The organism is Paenisporosarcina cavernae, from assembly GCF_003595195.1.
GTDB classification, from domain to species: Bacteria; Bacillota; Bacilli; order Bacillales_A; family Planococcaceae; genus Paenisporosarcina; species Paenisporosarcina cavernae.
The window spans coordinates 408,220-427,672 of record NZ_CP032418.1 but is presented as its reverse complement, the minus strand read 5'-3'; the positions used below and the strand labels follow the sequence as shown (position 1 = coordinate 427,672).

The 19,453-nt window shown below is 39.4% G+C and carries 17 protein-coding genes; 6 read left to right on the top strand and 11 right to left on the bottom strand.

Annotation, left to right across the window (positions count from 1 at the left end; translation table 11 throughout):
• Positions 1–187: 187 nt before the first annotated feature.
• The 3 genes from D3873_RS02280 to D3873_RS02270 are packed head-to-tail and all read right to left on the bottom strand — an operon-like array spanning position 188 to position 3,355.
• The gene (locus D3873_RS02280) at positions 188–751 is read right to left on the bottom strand and encodes an NADPH-dependent FMN reductase (RefSeq protein ID WP_119882498.1); all 564 of its coding nucleotides are present in this window, start codon (positions 749–751) and stop codon (positions 188–190) included.
• The gene (locus D3873_RS02275) at positions 748–2,598 is read right to left on the bottom strand and encodes a cation:proton antiporter (protein WP_119882497.1); all 1,851 of its coding nucleotides are present in this window, start codon (positions 2,596–2,598) and stop codon (positions 748–750) included. Before D3873_RS02275 ends, D3873_RS02280 begins: the two co-directional genes overlap by 4 nt.
• Complete coding sequence (locus tag D3873_RS02270) at positions 2,591–3,355, bottom strand: Rossmann-fold NAD(P)-binding domain-containing protein (protein ID WP_119882496.1); 765 nt, start codon at positions 3,353–3,355, stop codon at positions 2,591–2,593. Before D3873_RS02270 ends, D3873_RS02275 begins: the two co-directional genes overlap by 8 nt.
• Positions 3,356–3,474: 119 nt before the next feature.
• On the opposite strand from D3873_RS02270, the gene D3873_RS02265 reads away from it, so the two are divergent.
• From D3873_RS02265 to D3873_RS02255, 3 genes are all read left to right on the top strand, one after another.
• A complete protein-coding gene (locus tag D3873_RS02265) occupies positions 3,475–4,383 on the top strand; it encodes a hypothetical protein (RefSeq protein ID WP_119882495.1) in 909 nt (302 codons plus the stop codon).
• Between the two features lie 25 nt (positions 4,384–4,408).
• Positions 4,409–4,591, top strand: coding sequence for an SE1832 family protein (locus D3873_RS02260; RefSeq protein ID WP_119882494.1), 183 nt, complete (start codon positions 4,409–4,411; stop codon positions 4,589–4,591).
• A gap of 67 nt (positions 4,592–4,658) precedes the next feature.
• Positions 4,659–6,212 (top strand): ABC-F family ATP-binding cassette domain-containing protein, encoded by a 1,554-nt coding sequence (locus tag D3873_RS02255; RefSeq protein WP_119882493.1) that lies wholly within the window; start codon positions 4,659–4,661, stop codon positions 6,210–6,212.
• 50 nt (positions 6,213–6,262) lie between these two features.
• Here D3873_RS02255 and D3873_RS02250 read toward each other — a convergent pair whose 3' ends face one another.
• From D3873_RS02250 to D3873_RS02240, 3 genes are all read right to left on the bottom strand, one after another.
• Entirely contained in the window at positions 6,263–7,717 is a 1,455-nt protein-coding gene (locus D3873_RS02250; protein ID WP_119882492.1) for a phospholipase D family protein, read from the bottom strand.
• 73 nt (positions 7,718–7,790) lie between these two features.
• Positions 7,791–8,336: an RNA polymerase sigma factor gene (locus D3873_RS02245; protein WP_205536278.1), complete on the bottom strand. Its 546-nt coding sequence runs from the start codon at positions 8,334–8,336 to the stop codon at positions 7,791–7,793.
• 113 nt (positions 8,337–8,449) lie between these two features.
• Entirely contained in the window at positions 8,450–9,715 is a 1,266-nt protein-coding gene (locus D3873_RS02240; RefSeq protein ID WP_119882491.1) for a hemolysin family protein, read from the bottom strand.
• A 120-nt stretch (positions 9,716–9,835) separates the two neighbouring features.
• On the opposite strand from D3873_RS02240, the gene D3873_RS02235 reads away from it, so the two are divergent.
• Positions 9,836–11,233, top strand: a complete 1,398-nt coding sequence (locus D3873_RS02235; protein ID WP_119882490.1) for a dipeptidase — start codon at positions 9,836–9,838, stop codon at positions 11,231–11,233.
• Positions 11,234–11,910: 677 nt separating this feature from the next.
• On the opposite strand, the gene D3873_RS02230 is transcribed toward D3873_RS02235, so the two are convergent.
• Both D3873_RS02230 and D3873_RS02225 read right to left on the bottom strand, forming a co-directional pair.
• On the bottom strand, positions 11,911–12,492 hold the full coding sequence (locus tag D3873_RS02230) for a nitroreductase family protein (RefSeq protein WP_119884452.1): 582 nt from the start codon (positions 12,490–12,492) through the stop codon (positions 11,911–11,913).
• 43 nt (positions 12,493–12,535) lie between these two features.
• Entirely contained in the window at positions 12,536–14,347 is a 1,812-nt protein-coding gene (locus D3873_RS02225) for a sensor domain-containing diguanylate cyclase (RefSeq protein ID WP_119882489.1), read from the bottom strand.
• 84 nt (positions 14,348–14,431) lie between these two features.
• Here D3873_RS02225 and D3873_RS02220 point away from each other — a divergent pair, with 84 nt between their 5' ends.
• Both D3873_RS02220 and D3873_RS02215 read left to right on the top strand, forming a co-directional pair.
• Positions 14,432–15,010 carry a glycerol-3-phosphate acyltransferase gene (locus D3873_RS02220; RefSeq protein ID WP_119882488.1) on the top strand — a complete coding sequence of 193 codons (579 nt, stop codon included), beginning with the start codon at positions 14,432–14,434 and terminating at the stop codon, positions 15,008–15,010.
• 94 nt (positions 15,011–15,104) lie between these two features.
• On the top strand, positions 15,105–15,965 hold the full coding sequence (locus tag D3873_RS02215) for a DegV family protein (RefSeq protein ID WP_119882487.1): 861 nt from the start codon (positions 15,105–15,107) through the stop codon (positions 15,963–15,965).
• A 62-nt stretch (positions 15,966–16,027) separates the two neighbouring features.
• Here D3873_RS02215 and D3873_RS02210 read toward each other — a convergent pair whose 3' ends face one another.
• The 3 genes from D3873_RS02210 to D3873_RS02200 all read right to left on the bottom strand — a co-directional run bounded on the left by D3873_RS02210 (position 16,028) and on the right by D3873_RS02200 (position 18,863).
• Entirely contained in the window at positions 16,028–16,504 is a 477-nt protein-coding gene (locus tag D3873_RS02210; RefSeq protein ID WP_119882486.1) for an amidase domain-containing protein, read from the bottom strand.
• Between the two features lie 429 nt (positions 16,505–16,933).
• On the bottom strand, positions 16,934–17,179 hold the full coding sequence (locus D3873_RS02205; protein ID WP_119882485.1) for a DUF3006 domain-containing protein: 246 nt from the start codon (positions 17,177–17,179) through the stop codon (positions 16,934–16,936).
• The gene (locus D3873_RS02200) at positions 17,166–18,863 is read right to left on the bottom strand and encodes an S-layer homology domain-containing protein (protein WP_119882484.1); all 1,698 of its coding nucleotides are present in this window, start codon (positions 18,861–18,863) and stop codon (positions 17,166–17,168) included. Before D3873_RS02200 ends, D3873_RS02205 begins: the two co-directional genes overlap by 14 nt.
• Positions 18,864–19,453: the final 590 nt, after the last annotated feature.

The following is a 19,453-nucleotide window of genomic DNA, read 5'->3' as shown; positions in this document are numbered from 1 at the left end:
ATCCCGTCATGGGGAAAAGTTACAAAACGACGGCAATTAGCGATCGATTTAATGAGCGTGGGAACGGGTCAAAAAAGGTCTTTGTTCCTAAAAATAATATGAAAAAGCCGCTTCTATCAGTTAATTGGAACATAAAAAATCGTCCTCAGAATAGATTTCTAAGAACGATTCTTCAGATGATAGCTCATTAATGTGTATCCAGCGTCTCTTTGGAAAGGGTACAGCCCATTTCCATGTATTTCACAAAAACGCGAGCTAATTCACGTAACCGATCGTGCACATCTTCCTCGGTAATTCGATTTTGCTCGTCAAAGTGACTCGTATGCGTGTAAACGTAGTTGGGTGTGACAAAACAACGGAAGTAATCGAGTATCGGTTTTAATTGGTTTTCAATTACTAAGTGATGCTGGTACGTGCCACCATTTGCGACAATGGATACTGCTTTATAGCGCATTGTTCGAGGATGGAGTAAATCAAACACGTTTTTCAATACTCCTGGAATCGAACCTTGGAAAATAGGACTAGCAATAATATAGCCATCTGCCTCTTCAAATTCTCGCGCAATATGTTGCATGTCTTCATTGTATTCGCCTAATGGCCGTCCATCGACAAATTGATGTTGATAGTCAGCCAATTTTAAGATGGTTACTTCTACTTCTGGTGAGGCTTCGAGTAAATATAATCTTGTTTGTTCCAGAATGGCACTTGTTTTTTGACCGATGATGGTTCCATCGACTAACAAAATTTTCATTCGTTTTCCTCCTCGATTACTTTTAATCGATCTGCTTCAATTCGTTCTTGTCGTTTCGCCATTTCCTTTACAGGTGGCGTCAAACTAACTACCGTATCTCCAGGAGAGGCTTGCAATTCTTTATTCGCCGTGAAAAACTCGAGCTTCTCATTTGCTCGTAAAATATAGAGCAACAAAGCTTCTTCAGCTCGTTCTCGTAAATATTGTGTAAATGTATATTGCTCCGTGATTTGCGTTTTTCGAAAAACTTGCCCACGGATAATTCGCTCATTTAAATGAAAGATCGTGGACGTTTCATCAAATAACATTTTACCACCAAGTGATTGATGAAAATCCTTCATGTCAGCATGTTGAAGCGCCGTTTGGTAAAGGGCATCACGTCCTAATTCGGGCACAAAATTCGTACAAACTAGCGCATTGTAAGAATCGACCTCTGTAGCGGCGACAAGAATAGGATACGGTGTTAAGTCCATATTATACTCCGTTTGTTCGGATAAAATCTCTCCGACCTTTGTCGGAATCCCTTGCTGACGAGCTAAACTTAAATGCTGCCATGATTGATCCATGATGCACACTTCATGTCCAAGTTCATGAATCGATTTTGCTAGTTCTGTTGTAAATATGTTCCCGCCAATTAAGAGCACTCCAGGTTTTTCAGAGGAGGCAAGATTCAATTTTTTCGCAAATGGACCTATCGTGAACCCGTGCACAATGACGGTAGAAAATGCTAAAGCAAACGTGAGAGCAATTAAAATTTCCGCATCCGGAAAGCCACTTTCCTGTAAAACAGAAGCGAAATATCCAGAAACAGTTAATGCCACGATCCCTCTAGGGGCAATCCAACCAATGAGCATTTTTTCTCTCCACGTTATATCCGTTCCAATCGTCGATAGCCAAATGGACAATGGTCGAACGATAAAGATCATGGTAAGAACAAACAATACGATTGGTAAACTAAATATTTGTAGCAATGTTTCTCGTTCTAGCGAGGCGGTTAACATGACAAATATACTGGAGATGAGTAGTACGGAAATATTTTCTTTAAAATGACGCATATCGCCAATCGACGCAATATGCATGTTCGCCATGACAATCCCCATTGCCGTGACAGCAAGTAATCCCGTTTCGTGCATCACTGAGTTTGCGACCACAAACGCTAAAATTACAGTGGCAAAGACAATTGGAGACTTTAAATATTCCGGTACATTTCCGTTTTCAAACATCCATCCCAGACCCCAGCCAGCCGCCCAACCGATGGCAACTGCAAATGCAGCAGCGGCAAAAAATAGTAGAAAGGCATGTAACGACACTTCCCCATCGATAAACATCACTGCCTCAAATGCGAACAAAGCAAGTAACGCACCAAATGGGTCCACAATAATACCTTCCCACTTTAAAATAGCGGCAGGTCTTGGCTTTAACTTCGCTTGACGAAGTAACGGTAAAATAACCGTTGGTCCAGTAACGATAAACAATCCACCGATAACAAATGCTACGGAGAACGATAAACCTGCAACATAATGCGCGGCAAGTGAACCAGCAACCCATGCGATAAATGCACCAAAAGTAACAATGCGATAAAGCGGTTTATTAAACCCTCTTATTTCACGGAAATCTAAATTTAAACTACCTTCGAATAATATAATGGCAACTGCAAGTGAAATAATGGGACTAAACATTTCTCCAAAACTTTCGGATGGATCAATCCAACCGAAAATAGGTCCAACAAGTAAACCTGCAATGGACATAAGTACAATAGCAGGCATTTGAAACCGCCAAGCAAACCATTGGGAAGCGATTCCTAACACAACCACAAACATTAGTGTAAACATAACCGTATCAAGCATCTTCTTCCCCTCTTTCTTCTTCGATAAATATCTCTTTTCTCGATTCCCAATTGAAAAGTGCTTCTCTCGGAATCGGAGCTTCTTCTTTTTTAACCGGTATAGACATTTTCGCCAACTGGTCCGACGTATACACACTCACGACTTTTCGATTTGCCCGTAAAGCTGTAGAAACCATCGCAATTGCGACTTGTTTTGCTTCTATCGCCCTGTACTTTTTCATGGGTCCAAGTAAAAACGGTCGCAACCCAGTAAGCAATTTGTTGCCAATCGTTTCTCCTAAACGAAATTCATCCCGCTCTCCTTTTAATAAGGATGGCCGGAAAATCGATAATCGAGAAATTGACAGCTCTGTCAATTGCTGCTCTAATTTCCCTTTCATCTGATTATAAAATATAGGCGATTCTGCGTTTGCCCCCATCGCTGAAATGACGAGCATATGTTGCATGCCCTTTTTCTTTGCGAATGAAGCAAGTTTCACTGGAAATGTGACATCTACTTCTTCAAATGCATCTTCTGATCCTGCTTTTTTAATCGTTGTCCCGATGCAGCAAAAAAAGTCATCTGCTATTTCCACGTCTTCTACTTCAATCGCATCAAAATCTTTCACGAGTACATCCATCTTCGGATGGGAAAAGGCCAGTTCCCTTCTCGATAGCACGTGAATTGCCGCGTATTCTTCTCGTTCACATAAAAGGTGCAACACTTCATTCCCAACTAATCCAGTTGCTCCCACGAGCAATGCAGCTTTCTTTTTCATGTTTCAACCTCACTCATCTAAATCGTAGTAACAGTTTACCATAGGAACCGAATTGTTCCTCCTTTCGATGCATATTCGGTTGTGTTTTCCCATAGAATTTTTTGAAAGGGGTTGATGGGATGAGTGACATTATTTATTGGTGTGGAGATATAACGTATGCACATGAGCGTCGACAGTCATTTGAACAATTATTACAAAAAGTAACGTGTGAGAAGTTTCAACCTACGTCCACTTCACGAGCAACAACGTTGGAGGAGTTAAAAAAAGCAAAAGCGGATTTACTTATTATGGACAATGTCACACTGGATCGATTTAACCGAAAAGAACTAGCAACTTGTGCAAGATCTGTCCTGGAACTCGATTGCTCTCCAAATCATGAGGTTTTACCGGACAATTATGATTGTTTTTCGACATTCGCTTTATCCCCATTTGCTTCAGATAGACCATTTGGATGGGACTTTTTTTTAGCACCAATTCACCTTGATGTGCCGAGCACTTCACATCACCCCAAAGTAGTCGTTCATTTTGGGGATGAAGATCGGCATAATCTTTCGTATCGAGTGTTACGTCATTTAGTTCAACTTGCGATACCGTTAGAAGTAGTCGTGTGTCTAACGCCAGATTACAAGGGAGATATAACCTCCTTAAAGTTATTAGCACTCGGAAAAAGTTCAGCCACCGTAAAAGAAGTAAAGCATCCTTATGCAGAAATTGCTTCTAGCACCATCGTCATTGGAGATGGTTCATATGGAGCATTCATCAGTGCCTATTTGAAAAAAGCATATATTGCGCTTTCTCAAACAGATGCGGAATTTGATCAAATGCTCGAGCTTGAAATGTACGGAATCAGTCATCTTGGTCTTGGAAGAAAAGTAAAGCAATCGCATCTTCAAAACGCTCTAATGGAACTCTACTTGCATCCTAAAAAAGCACAAAAACAAGTAGAATTACAAGAACGCTGGAAAGAAAAACGTAGTGGAGAAGATTTCGTGACATTTGCGACAAGAAGGCTATCAGTGCTACAATAGAGGGAAAATTGAAGGAGCTCGACTGATGGATCGCAAACAGCTAGAATACCAAATTGCTGAACTTAAAATGGACTATATACGCTTGCAAGGAGATATCGAAAAGCTGGAATCGACCGGTCATCCTGCAATGATTGAGCAAGCAGAACAACGCTTAGCCAATATGGAAGTACAACTCGCAGATCTTAACAAACAGCTCGCGGCGATGTAGTTGCCGGGGGTTTTTCTTATGGAAAAAACACATACAAGATAATGCTGCAATAATCGGAGGAAACAACATGTTATTAGTTGAAAATTTAGCACATACATTTGGAGATCGAACCCTTTTTAAAGAGGTTTCATTCCGAATCGTTGAAGGAGAACACGTAGGACTTGTCGGCGCTAACGGCGTTGGAAAATCCACGCTAATGAGTATTTTAACGGGCGAACTGATCCACGATACGGGAAAAGTTGAGTGGCTACCTCATGCACAATACGGATATTTGGATCAACATACCCGTCTTACACCTGGAAGAACAATGCGCGAAACATTACAAGATGCCTTTCTTCCACTTTACAAAAAAGAAGAAGAGATGAACGAGATTGCAGGGAAAATGGCAGAAGCAACACCGGAAGAATTGGATGAGTTATTAGATCAAATGGCCTCGATTCAAGATGCACTTGATGCGGGTGATTTTTACACGTTAGATATGAAAATTGAAGAAGTAGCTCGCGGACTAGGATTAGATGCAATCGGTTTAGATCGTGATGTATCAGCACTGTCAGGTGGACAACGCACGAAAGTACTCTTGGCGAAATTATTATTAGAAAAACCGAAAGTGCTATTACTTGATGAGCCAACAAACTATCTAGACGAAGAGCATGTAACGTGGTTATCAAATTATTTAAAAGATTACCCGTATGCTTTTTTACTTATCTCACATGACACTGAATTTATGAATGGCGTCGTAGATGTTATTTTCCATTTAGAGTTTTCGAAACTGTCTCGTTATACCGCAACGTACGAAAAATTCCTAGAGTTAGCAGAGATAAATAAACGCCAACATATTGATGCTTATGAAAAACAGCAAGAATTCATTAAAAAGCAAGAAGATTTCATCGCCAAAAATAAGGCGCGTTATTCCACAACTGGGCGTGCAAAATCTCGTCAAAAACAATTAGATCGTATTGAGCGAATTGATCGTCCGGAAACTGCAGCAAAACCGCAGTTCGACTTTAAAGAATCGCGTGGATCAAGTCGTTTCGTTATCGAAGCAGAAAATGTCTTAATTGGTTATGACAAACCTTTACTCCCTCCATTGTCGTTTACCATCGAACGTGGAGAAAAAATCGCGCTCGTCGGAATGAATGGCGTCGGAAAATCGACGTTACTGAAAACGATGCTCGGGAAAATCCCTTCCCTAGGTGGAAAAGTTTCTCGAGGAGACTTCTTATTCCCTTCGTATTTCGAACAAGAAGTGAAAGCCGGCAACACAACACCAATCGATGAAGTATGGAACTCGTTTCCAAGTATGGATCAAAACCAAGTGCGTGCCTTACTTGCACGAACAGGCTTAAAAAATGAGCATATCTCTCGTCCAATGAGCCAGCTTAGTGGTGGAGAACAAGCAAAAGTGCGTATTTGTAAACTTATGATGGAAGAGTCCAACTGGTTACTTTTTGACGAGCCAACTAACCATTTAGATATTTTCGCCAAAGAAGAATTGAAACGTGCCATGAGTGAATACAAAGGAACGATCGTGCTCGTTAGTCACGAACCGGATTTTTACGAAGGCTTAGTAACAAAAGTTTGGAATGTCGAAGATTGGTTCCAAACTGGTCATCAAGAATAAGGCAGAGAAAAAGGACAATTACTTGGCATACGCCGAGCAATTGTCCTTTTTTAATACGTGGTAACTTTCAAGATTTTCTGAATGGTATAAATCCAGCGCTGCCAAAATGTAAAGTCATCTTGATATTCTTCCACGTCTAATGTGTACATCGCATCTTCATTGTTCCAGAGTCGGTCAAAATACGTGGTCATTTCGTTGACGAGTTTACTGTCATTTGGTGCTTCCACACGAAGATTTGCTTCTAAATTGTAATCATCCAACGTACGTTCTGTGTAGTTCGCAGAACCACTAGAGAAAACCGTCTTCTCGTCTGTTTGAATCATAATCATTTTTGTATGGTATTGCCCAACAACGGTATTATACCAGCGAATATCAATTTTGTTTTGCGAGTCTTCCATTAGTTCTTGTGCCATTGGTCTATTTGGTAAACCAGATTTTTCTTGTCCAAAGGAGTTGGCATTTGGATCTAAAATCATCTTAACATCCACGCCTCGATTAGAAGCGTCTACTAACGCATTCACGATATCTCGTTTCGCGACAAAAAACATCTCTAATCGAATTGTATCGCCTTTTTTCGTCGCTTCGATATCTTTCAGCAAAGCTTTTAGAATTTTGCGTTCCGTTACATACTGCGCTTTGTATTCTCCTTTTTGTTCTTTCGCATCGACTCTAGGTAATTTTGGACCGCCAGAAAAGATGGAAACAGCTTCTTCCGCTTCTAATATATCGTTCATAATTGGCCCGTTGACTGCTAATGCAATATTTCCATGCAATCCACTTGCATTATGAGGATTAGAAGAAGTGACAAGTGCTTCTTTATCTGTGATTACCACTTTACGGTGATTCGCTTTAATATTTAATAGCTTTAAATAAGAGTGTGCGGTCATATCTGGCGCTTCATCTGCCATTAAGTTTTTTATCCAGCCATTCGTACCCGTTTCAAACCACTGAAAGAAAATACGATAAACGCCTGAATAAATAGGTGTCGAATCGCGAAGTTTGTCTAAATCCGTATAGACAATCTCAACTCCTGCTTCATCTAGTTTATCAAACCACTTACTTTCATACGATCCGTATCCCTTATTGATCGGATCTGTAATGTAGACGATTTTCATATCGGGATTTTCTTTCTTCTTCTCCGCTAATTTGCTCGATAATGTCTCTGCTATTTTCGGGAAGCTTTCCTCATCATCGTTATACCCATCCATCAAGAACATATCTAAAACAATGAAATCATTCGCTTCGTCAATCATTTGATAAAGATGTTCAAATATTTCTTGCTCCGACCGACGATTAGTTCCTTTTTGATCGTCCGCAAACGTTAGATCAGTTAAAAACGTCACATTATCTAAGGAATGCATCTCCCCTTTGTAAGAGACACCTTCTGGTAATGGTCGATATGTATTATATAAAATGACCGCTATATAAATAAGTGCGAACACACCAATGGAGCCCATCACAATACGTTTGCGTGTGCTCCATTCTTTGCGTTTCTTGTTGTTCATTTTTCATTCCCCCAGAAGATTACTAGTGTAGTAGATTATTCCCATTACACCAGTTTCTCAAACCATCTAAAGGTTACGCCGGCAAATATTCCAGCGCGGAAGGATCGTCGATTAACATTTCTTTTAAACGTTGTTTTGCTCGGAATAAGCGAGATTTCACTGTTCCAATAGAAACTTTCATTAGCTCCGCAATTTCGATCAGAGAATATTGGTGAATATAAAAGTATTCTACTGTCTTACGGTAAATACAGTCTAACTCACGAATTTTCCCTTGAATAACGACAGATAAATCTTCTTTTTCTAACTGATCTTCCGTTGCTGGGCGGTCACTTGGAATCAAATCGAGTAAAGGAACATCTAACTGATCCGGTTGATTGGCAACATATTTGCTACGTCGAACATTTTTCCGGTAACGATCGCGGAACGTGTTCATACAAATTGTTGTTAACCACGCCCGAACATGCTCCACATCTTTCATGTACGACTCGTAACGTACTACCTTTAACCACACTTCTTGTAGTAAATCTTCCGCTTCATTCGGATTTCGAGTTAATTTCAAGCAAAGGTGGTACATATATCGGTTATATTCGTCATATAAAGCATCTATTTGAACTTGCATGTGAATCCTCCATTCGGCTTTGTTCTCTTATACTTATTTTGCCAAATGGGAATCTTACGCTCTATCGGAATCACTTTCAGTTATCTTACAAACGTGTAAGAAAAAACACAGGACTATTCGTCGTCCTGTGTTTCGTTCTCTGGCTCCTCTACTTCACGTCGAGTAATGGTCAGCTGTAATATTCGGTTTCGGTCCATTGTGTTTACTTCAAAATGGAGATTTTCATACGTAAATTGTTCGCCATCATCAGGCATATGTCCGAGTTGTTGTAAAACAAAACCACCGATTGTATCATGGTCATTTGGAATATCCAATTTGAACATTTCATTGACATCCACGATTTCCAAGCGGCCGTGACAAATCAGATGCGTATCTGTCATTTCGTATACTAAAATGTCTTCTTCCTCATCAGATTCGTCCTCAATTTCTTGCCCAATCATTTCTTCAATAATGTCTTCATGCGTCACGATACCAAGCGTTCCACCATACTCATCAAGCACGATTGCCATATGCTTCTTCTTCGCCATCATCTGTTTAAAGACTTTTTCTACGCTGACAGATTGAACGACAAATAGCGGCTCACGGTCGATTAACTCTTCCAACTCCATGGATGGATCCATGCTCCATTCAATCAGGGTTTTGGAATAAAACATCCCCACAATATGGTCCATACTTTCTTCATAAACAGGATATCTTGTATAATAATGTTCCAAAATAATATCTCGGACTTCCTCGTAAGAGGCTTGTACAGGAATACCAATAATTTCTGTTCGATGCGTTTCGAGAACATCTTGCACGTCTTTATGCGGAAAATCAAGCACACCTTTTAAGCGTTCTGATTCCTCTTCTTCAAACGTACCTTCCGTGGAAGCGATATCCACCATCGTACGAAGTTCTTCCTTCGTTAAAGTCGCTTCTTTCACCGCACCTTTTGAAATAATACGAATAAAAATATTCGTAAAGCGAGATAATAACCAAGTTAATGGTCTCAAAAGCTGCACTAAAAATGCAATGGCTGGAGCTACAACATACGCGATTTTATCCGAAAAAGTAGCGGCAATCGTCTTAGGCAATACTTCTCCGAAAATGATGATAATAACCGTAAGAATAGTTGTTGCAATTGTGATTTCCCAATCATACCGAAGAGCTATGATGGTTAATAAAGTTGGCAGCAAAATATTCACGATATTGTTTCCAATTAAAATCGTCGTAATCATGCGGTCCGGCTTAGCGATCAGCACTAAGAGCTTCTGTGACATCCGATCTCCTTGTTCCGCCCTAAGCTGGACCTTCATCCTATTAATAGCCGTTAAAGCTGTCTCACTTCCAGAGAAAAAGAATGACAGCGCTAAACAAATAGCAAGTGCAATAAATTCCAACAGTGTATCCTCCTAATATGTATATGACCGTTCATCTATGTCTCTTCTACTATAGCATAATTTCCTTCATTCCGTGCTATAATGACCCTATTATTCAAATACTTAGAAAAGAGGGATTGTTTGTCTAATTTACAAGAGCTAGATACGTATTTTACGGAAAACAGAGAAACTCATTTAGAAGAATTGAAAGAATTTTTACGTATACCAAGTATTAGTGCATTATCTGAACATAAAGCCGATATGCAAAAAGCCGCAGATTGGTTAAAAGATTCATTAACAACTGCAGGAATTGAAAAAGTGGAAGTTCTTCCGACAAAAGGTCATCCTGTTGTTTACGGAGAATGGATGCACGCTAAAGGAAAACCGACAATCTTATTTTATGGTCACTATGACGTCCAACCAGTTGACCCATTAAATCTATGGGAAACAGAACCATTTGACCCTCAAATTCGGGAGAACAAATTATTCGCACGTGGTGCAAGTGATGACAAAGGTCAAGTTTTCATGCACATTAAAGCAGTAGAAGCATGGATGAAGACGACTGGGTCCTTACCAGTAAACATGAAGTTTATCATTGAAGGAGAAGAGGAAATTGGCAGTCCAAGCTTAGAAGCCTTCATTGAAGAAAACAAAGAAAAATTAGCTTCGGATATTATCGTTATTTCAGATACAGGTATGCAAGCGAAAGGAAAACCAGCGGTATGCTATGGTCTACGTGGTCTTGCTGGTGTACAAATTGACGTCAAAGGTGCAAAAGGCGATCTCCATTCTGGCTTATACGGCGGAAGCGTGCAAAACGCCATTCATGCGCTTGTTCAAGTATTAGATTCATTCCGCGCTGAAAACGGAAAGATTTTAGTTGATGGTTTTTATGATTCCGTTTTAGAAGCTACAGAAGAAGAAAAAGAAGCTTATAAAGCGCTGAATGTAGATGAAGAAGCGATTAAAAAAGAACTTCAAGTTCCTGCTCTATTTGGTGAAGAAGGATACAGCCACTTAGAACGTACTTGGACTCGTCCAACATTAGAAATAAACGGAGTATTCGGCGGATTTTCAGGCGAAGGGATTAAAACCGTTCTTCCAAACGAAGCTGGTGCAAAAATCACTTGTCGATTAGTGCCAAATCAAGAACCGGATGAAATTGTTCAACTTCTAAAAGCACATATTGATAAAAATACACTACCTGGTGTCACAATTTCCGTCACCGAATTTGACAAAGGCAAGCCATTCTTAACACCATTTGATCACCCAGCAATTCAAGCAGCTGGTGCATCATATGAAAAAGTATACAACGTACCGACTGCCTACATCCGCGGTGGAGGATCTATCCCTATCGTGGCAGCGTTCGACGACATCCTCCAAGTACCCGTAATCTTAATGGGATTTGGTTTAGCGGAAGAAAACTTCCACGCGCCAAACGAACACTTCCATTTAGAAAACTTCGATCAGGGATTACGCGTTATTGGAGATTACTATGAATCTATCGCAGGATTCAAACCTGATGAACTAAAGAAATAAGTCACATGCTCAAATGTCTTCACGGACATTTGAGCTTTTTTATTGGGATGAGCGTGTGGTCGAGAGAGGAAAATGATAATAAGGGCACACTACTGGATTTTCAGGACACATTACGCGGGTGTTCAGGTCACTTTTTCGAAACATTGAGACACTTTTACCAAACATTGGGACACTTCGCCACATCATTAGGACACTTCCCCAGAACTTCGAGACATTTACATGATTATTGCGGCACTATATTCAGGATTCAAGACTCTTTCAATTTAATGAAGTGCTTTTTTAAAAACGTAGATTTTCGGCCAACCGAAAATCATCCGATTGGTAGGATTGGGACACTCTTACAAAACATTGAGACACTCTTCGAAGACATTAGGACACTTTTTTGAATCATTGGGACACTTTCCTGAAACATTAGGACACTTTCCCGAAACATTAGGACACTTTTTTGAATCATTGGGACACTTTCGGCAAACATTGAGACACATTCATCAAACTTTGGGACACTCCGTCGTTTCATTAGGACACTTTCGGCATACATTGAGACACTTCGCTACATCATTGGGACACTCTAACGATACTTCGAGACACTTCGCCTGATCCCCTATCCTTTTCCACTCTCCTTTCCTCTGCATAAAAATGCACCCCTGCTGTCAGAAAGCGGGGGTGCATCTTACTTTTTATTCTTCTGTTTGGCCAAATCGAGTGACGAATTGGTCTACTTCGCGTCTTGGTTTCGCTTTTGGAAGCTCATCAAAGTATCCAAACTGGAGCATTCCGATGATTCGCTCGCCATTTTCTACACCTAATGCATCACGAAATTTTGGGTTATCAATGAAAGGTGGTGTTTTCCAACAAGAGCCAATTCCAGCATCCCATGCAAGGAGTTGCACGTTTTGGCTGTAACAACTAGCCGCCGCAAAGTCTTCTAGCCGCTCTTTTTGGCGAACATCTTCTTTTACTATAATGAAGGCATAGCCGCCAGGGGTAACAAACTTTTTCATTTGCTTCGCTAAGTCTTCTTCCGAAAGTTCACGCCACTTTGCCACTCCGAATTCTTTCAGTAATTCGTAGAGTGCGTCTAATTCTTTTCCGCATGCCATAACGACTCGCCATGGTTCGCGGTTTCCGTGGTTTGGCGCCCATTTTGCGTCATCCAATACTTGGAGTAAAGATTCTCTGTCTACGGGTTGCCCGTTGAAGTTTTTGATGGATCGACGAGAAGTAATAGCTTCTCGAATCGATAATGCTTGTTCTATCATACGTATGTCGTGCTCCTTTTTTTCTACTAGAAGTTTTATCATATCACAAAAACGTGATTGTATTTCTTCCTTTTTCTTTCGACGTATAGAGAGCTGTGTCTACCGAAGAAAGGGCCTCTTCTTTCGTAATCCAATGGAACTGTTCGCTTGATGCTCCGCCAATACTGATTGTAACAAATGGAGAAGCGCTATTTCCTTTATGCTCCCATTGACGATTTTCTAGTTGGTGACACAATTTAGTCGCTAAAGCTGCGCCATCTTCACGATTTGTTTCGGGGAGTATAATAAGAAACTCTTCTCCCCCGTAACGAGCGACGGTCCCTTCATTGCCAATAAACTCTTTAAAGAAACTCGCTACTTGCTGTAGCAATTCGTCACCTTTAATGTGCCCGTACAAATCATTGAATTGTTTGTAATGATCTAAATCGATTAATAACAAACTGAAAAGTTTCTCTTCTACTATCAACTCTTCAAGCCGTTGGTTAATAAAACGTCGATTGTTCACACCCGTCAATCCATCGACTAACGTGAGCTCTACTAGTTTTGCATTCATCATTTCTAACTCTGCTGTTCGTAACGTTATTTTTTCGTCCAATGAATTTGCAAGTTCCGTTAATTCTGCCGTGAGCTCTTCTGATTCTTCATACTTCCTTGCATAGTTTTTACTTAAATTGATCGATTGGATGACCATATACATAAAGAATCCCATCGTCGAAAATTCAATGTTTCGACTCCACTCTAAGGATACAAACGTGTCATTAATCACTGTTAAAAAGAATATACTACTTGCAACTAAATTTAATGTTGCCGTTCTACGTTTTCGTATCGTGGCGATCACTAAAATATACCCTAAGTAAAGCATGGCTATTGCATACAAGATTAGGAAATAATTAAACAAGGTGACATATAAAATTGGGGCTGTAAACAGTGTTACGATAGCCGCAATCGCTGAAAATATGTAAATTGCATACGCAAAATAGATATTCATATCTCGAGGATATAAATTTCTAATGAATGCGACGAACAAAATTGCTCCGAGGAATAAAATGACATACTCTAGCCGGTGCTGCCAAATCCAAGGAACATTATGCACAAGCTCCGTAAAGTAAATTGGTTCGATCAATAGGGAACGAACAGCTATAAATAAACTCATAAGACCGAAAAATAAAAATGTTTTTTCTTGTCGACGAAAGAACTGAATCGATAGGAAATAAATCCCCATAAAGAGCAGTCCGCCGATTAGAAACATCGACCTTGCCAACAGCATAGAAGCATAATCTTCTACCGCGCTACTTTTTCCAAAGAGAATAGGTCTATTAAACCCACCTTTTGGATGTGAAAAGTTAGAGACATGCATGACAATTTTCATATCCGGATCATTCACATGGAAATAGGCTACTTTTGGAGAAAATTCCGGTTCTGTCACATTGGCTGTTTTTCCGACGTAGCCATTGGACGCGACGAATTTCCCATCTATGTAAAGTGTATAAGCAGTATACTCATACGGAATGTAAATGCTTAAAGCATTGCCAATTAGTTGTGGAGGAATAGTTAGTGTGGCTTCATAAGTCGCGTAGCCATACGATTGACCAGTAATCTCTTTCCAATTACTCGGTACCGATGCCATGTAAGTAGAAGCGTCATCCGGACTCTCTCCAGTTGGAGATAAAAACTTTTTCCAATGAAATTTCCATTCTCCGTTTAAAGGCACGATTGTTTTATTTGTAAATGTTACTTGCTCCAAAGAGCCTGTTCCTCCGGAAAAGATACTTTCTCCAGAGTGAGATTGAGATGTCACATGGCAAGCGGATAAAACGAAAAGTACTAGGATTAATATACCAATAAATCGTTTCATCTTTTCTCACCTCTTAAAAAAGTATTGTCCCATCTCGTTTCTTTCTCCATAATAAATAGAAAAGCTCGAAGGAGTGTTCGATAGATGGCTTTATATCTTGTTGTTGCTTATCTTGCGGGAACATTATTGACGGCATGGTGGGTAGGGAAATATTATAACAAGGATCTACGAGTGGAGCGAAGTGGAAATCTAGGTGCTAGAAATGCTGGTGCTGTCATCGGTTTGCCTGCTTTTTTCCTCACCTTTTTTGGTGACGCCATAAAAGGAATAGCCATCATCGGATTAGGGTATTATTTTTCATTCCCAACTGTTGTCATCGCTTTAGGAGGATTATTTGTCATCCTTGGACATCTCTACCCATTTTGGTTAAAAGGAAGAGGCGGGAAAGGAATTGCCACATTTATCGGCGTTGGTCTCGTGTTATTTTTACCAAGTTCTTTGATATTCGGCGCGACATTTGGCTTGTTCTTTCTATTCTTACGAAGTGCAACACTTTCTGTAGCGGTGGCATACGTCTTCTATTTGATCTCTTTGTGGTTCACCACTAGTCAATTTGAGTCGTGGCCAATGATGATTGCAGCTCTTTTCATTTTATATCGTCATCGCTTTGATATTCGTGAATCGTTAGACGAACGGAACAAAAAGAAATTATCATTAGAATAGTATTAATTCGCCTTTTTTGAATAAAAAGCGGAACAAATTACTTTTAGTGTTATACTAATTTAAACGAAATTTCACTTTATAAGGATGGTTCTTCATGACGAAAAAACCGATTGCTTGGGTTGTTGATAGTACAGCCGATGTAAATGACTACCTACTTAGTCAGCCTGATGTTCACATTGTACCACTCTATATCCATTTTGGAGAGGACCAATTTGCCGACGGAGTCGACTTAACAACGGAAGCTTTATACGACCGTATCCGACATTCGGAAGTTTTTCCAAAAACTTCACAACCACCTGCTGGTGAGTTTGCCACTTTATATACACAACTTGCAGAAGACTACGAAGCGATTATTGGCGTTCACGTGAGCGGAAAGTTATCTGGCACAATTTTGTCTTCCGTCTCTGGAGCAGAAATTGCTGGAATTCCTTTTGAAGCGGTTGACTCTATGTCGTTATCAACGGGAATTACAAAACTCGTGGAATATGGCATCTCACTCGAAAAATCTGGTTTGGGGTATCAAGAAATTGCGCAGAAAATGCGTGATTATACTGCGAACTTCCGCAATTACATTGTGATTGGGAATCTGCAACAACTTTATAAAGGCGGCAGAATGAGCGGCCTTCAGTTTTACATAGGTAGTGTTTTACAAATCAAACCAATTGTACAAATTACTCCTGAAGGAGAATTAACCGCACTCGATAAAGTACGATCGATAAAAAAAGCCATGACATATTTGGTGGATCGTATCGTGGAATCGTACCAAAAGGAAGATGTGCGAGAAGTAAATATTATGCATGGAAACAATGTCTCTCAAGCAGAAGAAGTCAAAAAATTGATTCTCGAAAAAGCTCCTGACATGACGGTTTCCATTGGGGAAATAAGTTCAGTTTTAGCAGTGCATGCAGGCGAAGGTACTCTAGGAGCGTTATATTACGCACCACCTAAAGCTTAAAACGATTAATCACCTAATAACTAAAAAAAGCTTTTCGCTAAGTGCGAGAAGCTTTTTGTCGTTTACGAGATAATATGAAAAAATTTATAGGTGGTAGCGTCTTCAAACGCGGGTGAAGTCTTATATCGCCAATCTCGATGATACGAACTTGCCGTATGCGCATTGACAAGCGGCTCCCCGTCTCGAAACCCAGTAATAATCGTGGAATGATCGAATCTCCCATCTCCTGCAAAGTCGTAACAAATAACATCCCCAAGCTCTAATTCTGTAGCTGCCTGACGCTCCACAGCATGTAACCCTCTTTTAGACGTCCCAAGGTACCATCGAAAAGAATGAGCGACACTCCAACTAAAACTCCAAGTCCCCCCTCGGTTCCACCAACCTTTCGAGCGGTCAGGATAGCCCCAAGTTTCTCCCCCTCCAGCTCGCAAGCATTGGGAAATGTAGTTCGTACAATCGACTGCAAATGTAGGATACGCGGGATTCGCAGAATTCCACCACCGATCTGCATAAGCAACTGCTTTTTCCCTGTCGTACATACGCATTCCTCCTTTGCCTTAACCTATGAGAAAATCATGCTGTATATACAGAAGGAGTACTAAGTGAATACGTTGTGAAGATACAAGGTACCTTATAAGAAACCAGTTTAGACGCTCAAACAATATACTAGAGAGAAGTAGAGGCTTTATTGTCTATGGGACTTAAATCTACCTATTGCAATAAACTATGATGGAGACTATCGGGTTCGAACCGACGACCTTCACACTGCCAGGGTTATAGATTAAACTATCACTATTTCTATATGTTAATCAACATCAATATTTATCTATATCCTTAGGTTTTTTAGTTGTCTCGTTTTATCATTAATGTACTTGTTTTTTATTCAACTATCATTAGTTGGTCACTTTTTGGTCACTACAATTCGAGCAAAAACAAAATCCCTCCGAACGAATTTGGAGGGATTTTAATTACTTATTCTTTAATTTTTCTATAAGGTCGTTCACTTCTTTTTTACGTTCAGCAGTTTCATCCTCTAACTTACATTGGACTGCCCATTTGCCTTCAGGATCAACATGTAATTTAACAATGTCCCCCTCGGATAGGTCGCTCACAATTTTATCATCAAGTAATACTTGTTTACTCTCATCTTCTTTAGATAAAAAAACAGCCTTTCCGTCTTCAAAACGATCCAACGTGTATTTATTTGAATTCACTTATTACAGCTCCCTGAGGATTGATAAGTTTTGCTGGATCTCCGCTATTTAGCCAAATGTTAGCCGTAGTCCATTTTAAGTATTCATTACCTGATTTAGCGTTTGGCCCACTTGTTACATAAATTGTTTTACCAGCTAATAAATTTACATTTGGAAATTCATATATTTGATTACCTTGCACGGATACTAATTTCCAACCACTTAAATTAATTGTTGCTGTGCTAGTATTTTTGATAGCTAAAATCTCAGTAGACAAATCTTTGCTTGTGATGCTTAAGTTGTTATTAACAGGTGCAGGTTCTGGTGTTTGTGGAGATGTTGATCCAGTACAGCTAGTGGAAACTGAATGTGTTTTCCCATCTGTATCAACAACGACATTGCAACTATCAACTGTGTTATAAACCCTAGTATTTAATAATTTTAAATTTGCCAGGACGGATGCCATTGGATGTCCATACGAGTTATCCTTTCCATATGATAAAATAGTCGTTTGAGGTTTTACTGCTTGTAAGAATGATAGTCCAGAAGAAGTATCGGAACCATGGTGACCAGCTTTTAGCACATTAGCTGAAACATTATACTTACTCATAATATCTAACTCAGTATTTTTATCAGCATCCGCCATAAATAAAAATGATTGTGTTCCGAAAACACCTTTCAAAACGATAGATGCTTCATTGTTATCATCAGATTCTTTTCCAGCATTCAGAACTGTAAACTTGAAATTATCGTCTAAATTGATAACTTCTTTTTCCACTGGAATTTCGTACTTAATATTTTTCGAATCAATTAATTGAAGCATTTCTAAGTACGTATCAGTAGTATGTGATTTTCCAGAATCTAAAAATGTGCCGATGGAGATAGAATTCAACACAGAAATCAATCCGCCAATGTGATCCGCGTCTGGATGAGTTGCAACCACATAGTCTAGTTTAGTAACGCCTTTAGATTTAAGGTAACTAACCACCTTAGTTCCTGCTGATTTTGGGCCGCCATCAATCAGCATTGTTTTTCCACTTGCCGATTGAATTAAAATAGAATCTCCTTGACCGACATCTATGAAATGAACTTTCGCGTTTCCAATGGAAGCTTGAGCATTTCGAATTGCTCTGGCTAAAAATGCGGAAATTTGACCCTTTGTCAATTTATCATTTGGTTTAAAAGTATTGTCTGGAAAACCAGTTGTAATATTTGCCGCTAAGATTTGACGGATAGCAGTATATGCAAACATGTTTGAAGAGACATCTTTAAATTTCACTTCTTTTTGGTTTGTAAGATGAAAAGCACGTGCAACAAAGATTGCCATTTGCCCTCTGTTTACTATTTCCTTTGGCTTAAATGTTCCATCGGTATACCCAGCAATTATTCCTGCATCGACGGCAGATTTTATGTACCCCGAAGAACTTAAATTTGATGGAACATCTGGAAAGCCTGTAGTAGCATTTCCGCCTTTTAATCCAACTGCTTTTGAAACCATTATCGCTACTTCTTCGCGCGTTATAGGTTTATCTATTCCATATCGCTGACTATCGCTTACAATTCCTCTGTCTAAAAGAAGCATGATATCTTCATAAAATCTATGACTCGGAGTTACATCAGAGTAACTTGCAGCATCCACATTCTTAAAACTTGTAAACGAGAAAAATAAGACAAAAGTAACGAGAGAAAGTAATATTTTCTTCATTTGAGCCCTCCTAAAAGTATTAGTTAAATTCTAAACTTTCGGAAGAATATAGTCTACCTATATTTGGTAATAGCTAAAAATTTAGTTTCTCTAATTAAAAATAAGCCCTTCCTAAATGGAGGGGCTTTTGTATGTTGTGACTAATTCATTTTCTGTAAGTTTAAATTCCTTAATTCTCCCAACATCTATAAAGTTCAAGTCTTCCATAATAATTAATCGCGGGCTACTCAATGGCAGCACTTTGAGTGTTCTGACATCTATATCAGTATCAAATTCCTGTACTCTATCATCTTCATACTTTATATAAACACTATACTTCTTCAACTTCATTCTCACTCTCCCGAATATTTCTATTCGACACGAAAATTTGATTTCCTCTATTTAAGAAACATATATCAATTATATTTTTATGATATATATCGTGCTTATCAAATTGTTTATCATATTTAAGCTTCACACTTTTCACTGCACTAATCTCATGATGCTAGAGGAGGGCGCATAAGTGTATTGTGGGTGTTATTAAATAATCATTGTCGAAAAGTGTCGAATGATTGAACTATATTAAAATATTTATTTTTGATAATGTAGGT

Coding starts and splice junctions, on each gene's coding strand:
- D3873_RS02280 (WP_119882498.1), bottom strand. CDS start 751: ATGAAAATTTTGTTAGTCGATGGAACCATCATCGGTCAAAAAACAAGT.
- D3873_RS02275 (WP_119882497.1), bottom strand. CDS start 2,598: ATGCTTGATACGGTTATGTTTACACTAATGTTTGTGGTTGTGTTAGGA.
- D3873_RS02270 (WP_119882496.1), bottom strand. CDS start 3,355: ATGAAAAAGAAAGCTGCATTGCTCGTGGGAGCAACTGGATTAGTTGGG.
- D3873_RS02265 (WP_119882495.1), top strand. CDS start 3,475: ATGAGTGACATTATTTATTGGTGTGGAGATATAACGTATGCACATGAG.
- D3873_RS02260 (WP_119882494.1), top strand. CDS start 4,409: ATGGATCGCAAACAGCTAGAATACCAAATTGCTGAACTTAAAATGGAC.
- D3873_RS02255 (WP_119882493.1), top strand. CDS start 4,659: ATGTTATTAGTTGAAAATTTAGCACATACATTTGGAGATCGAACCCTT.
- D3873_RS02250 (WP_119882492.1), bottom strand. CDS start 7,717: ATGAACAACAAGAAACGCAAAGAATGGAGCACACGCAAACGTATTGTG.
- D3873_RS02245 (WP_205536278.1), bottom strand. CDS start 8,336: ATGCAAGTTCAAATAGATGCTTTATATGACGAATATAACCGATATATG.
- D3873_RS02230 (WP_119884452.1), bottom strand. CDS start 12,492: ATGATAGAACAAGCATTATCGATTCGAGAAGCTATTACTTCTCGTCGA.
- D3873_RS02225 (WP_119882489.1), bottom strand. CDS start 14,347: ATGAAACGATTTATTGGTATATTAATCCTAGTACTTTTCGTTTTATCC.
- D3873_RS02220 (WP_119882488.1), top strand. CDS start 14,432: ATGGCTTTATATCTTGTTGTTGCTTATCTTGCGGGAACATTATTGACG.
- D3873_RS02215 (WP_119882487.1), top strand. CDS start 15,105: ATGACGAAAAAACCGATTGCTTGGGTTGTTGATAGTACAGCCGATGTA.
- D3873_RS02210 (WP_119882486.1), bottom strand. CDS start 16,504: ATGTACGACAGGGAAAAAGCAGTTGCTTATGCAGATCGGTGGTGGAAT.
- D3873_RS02200 (WP_119882484.1), bottom strand. CDS start 18,863: ATGAAGAAAATATTACTTTCTCTCGTTACTTTTGTCTTATTTTTCTCG.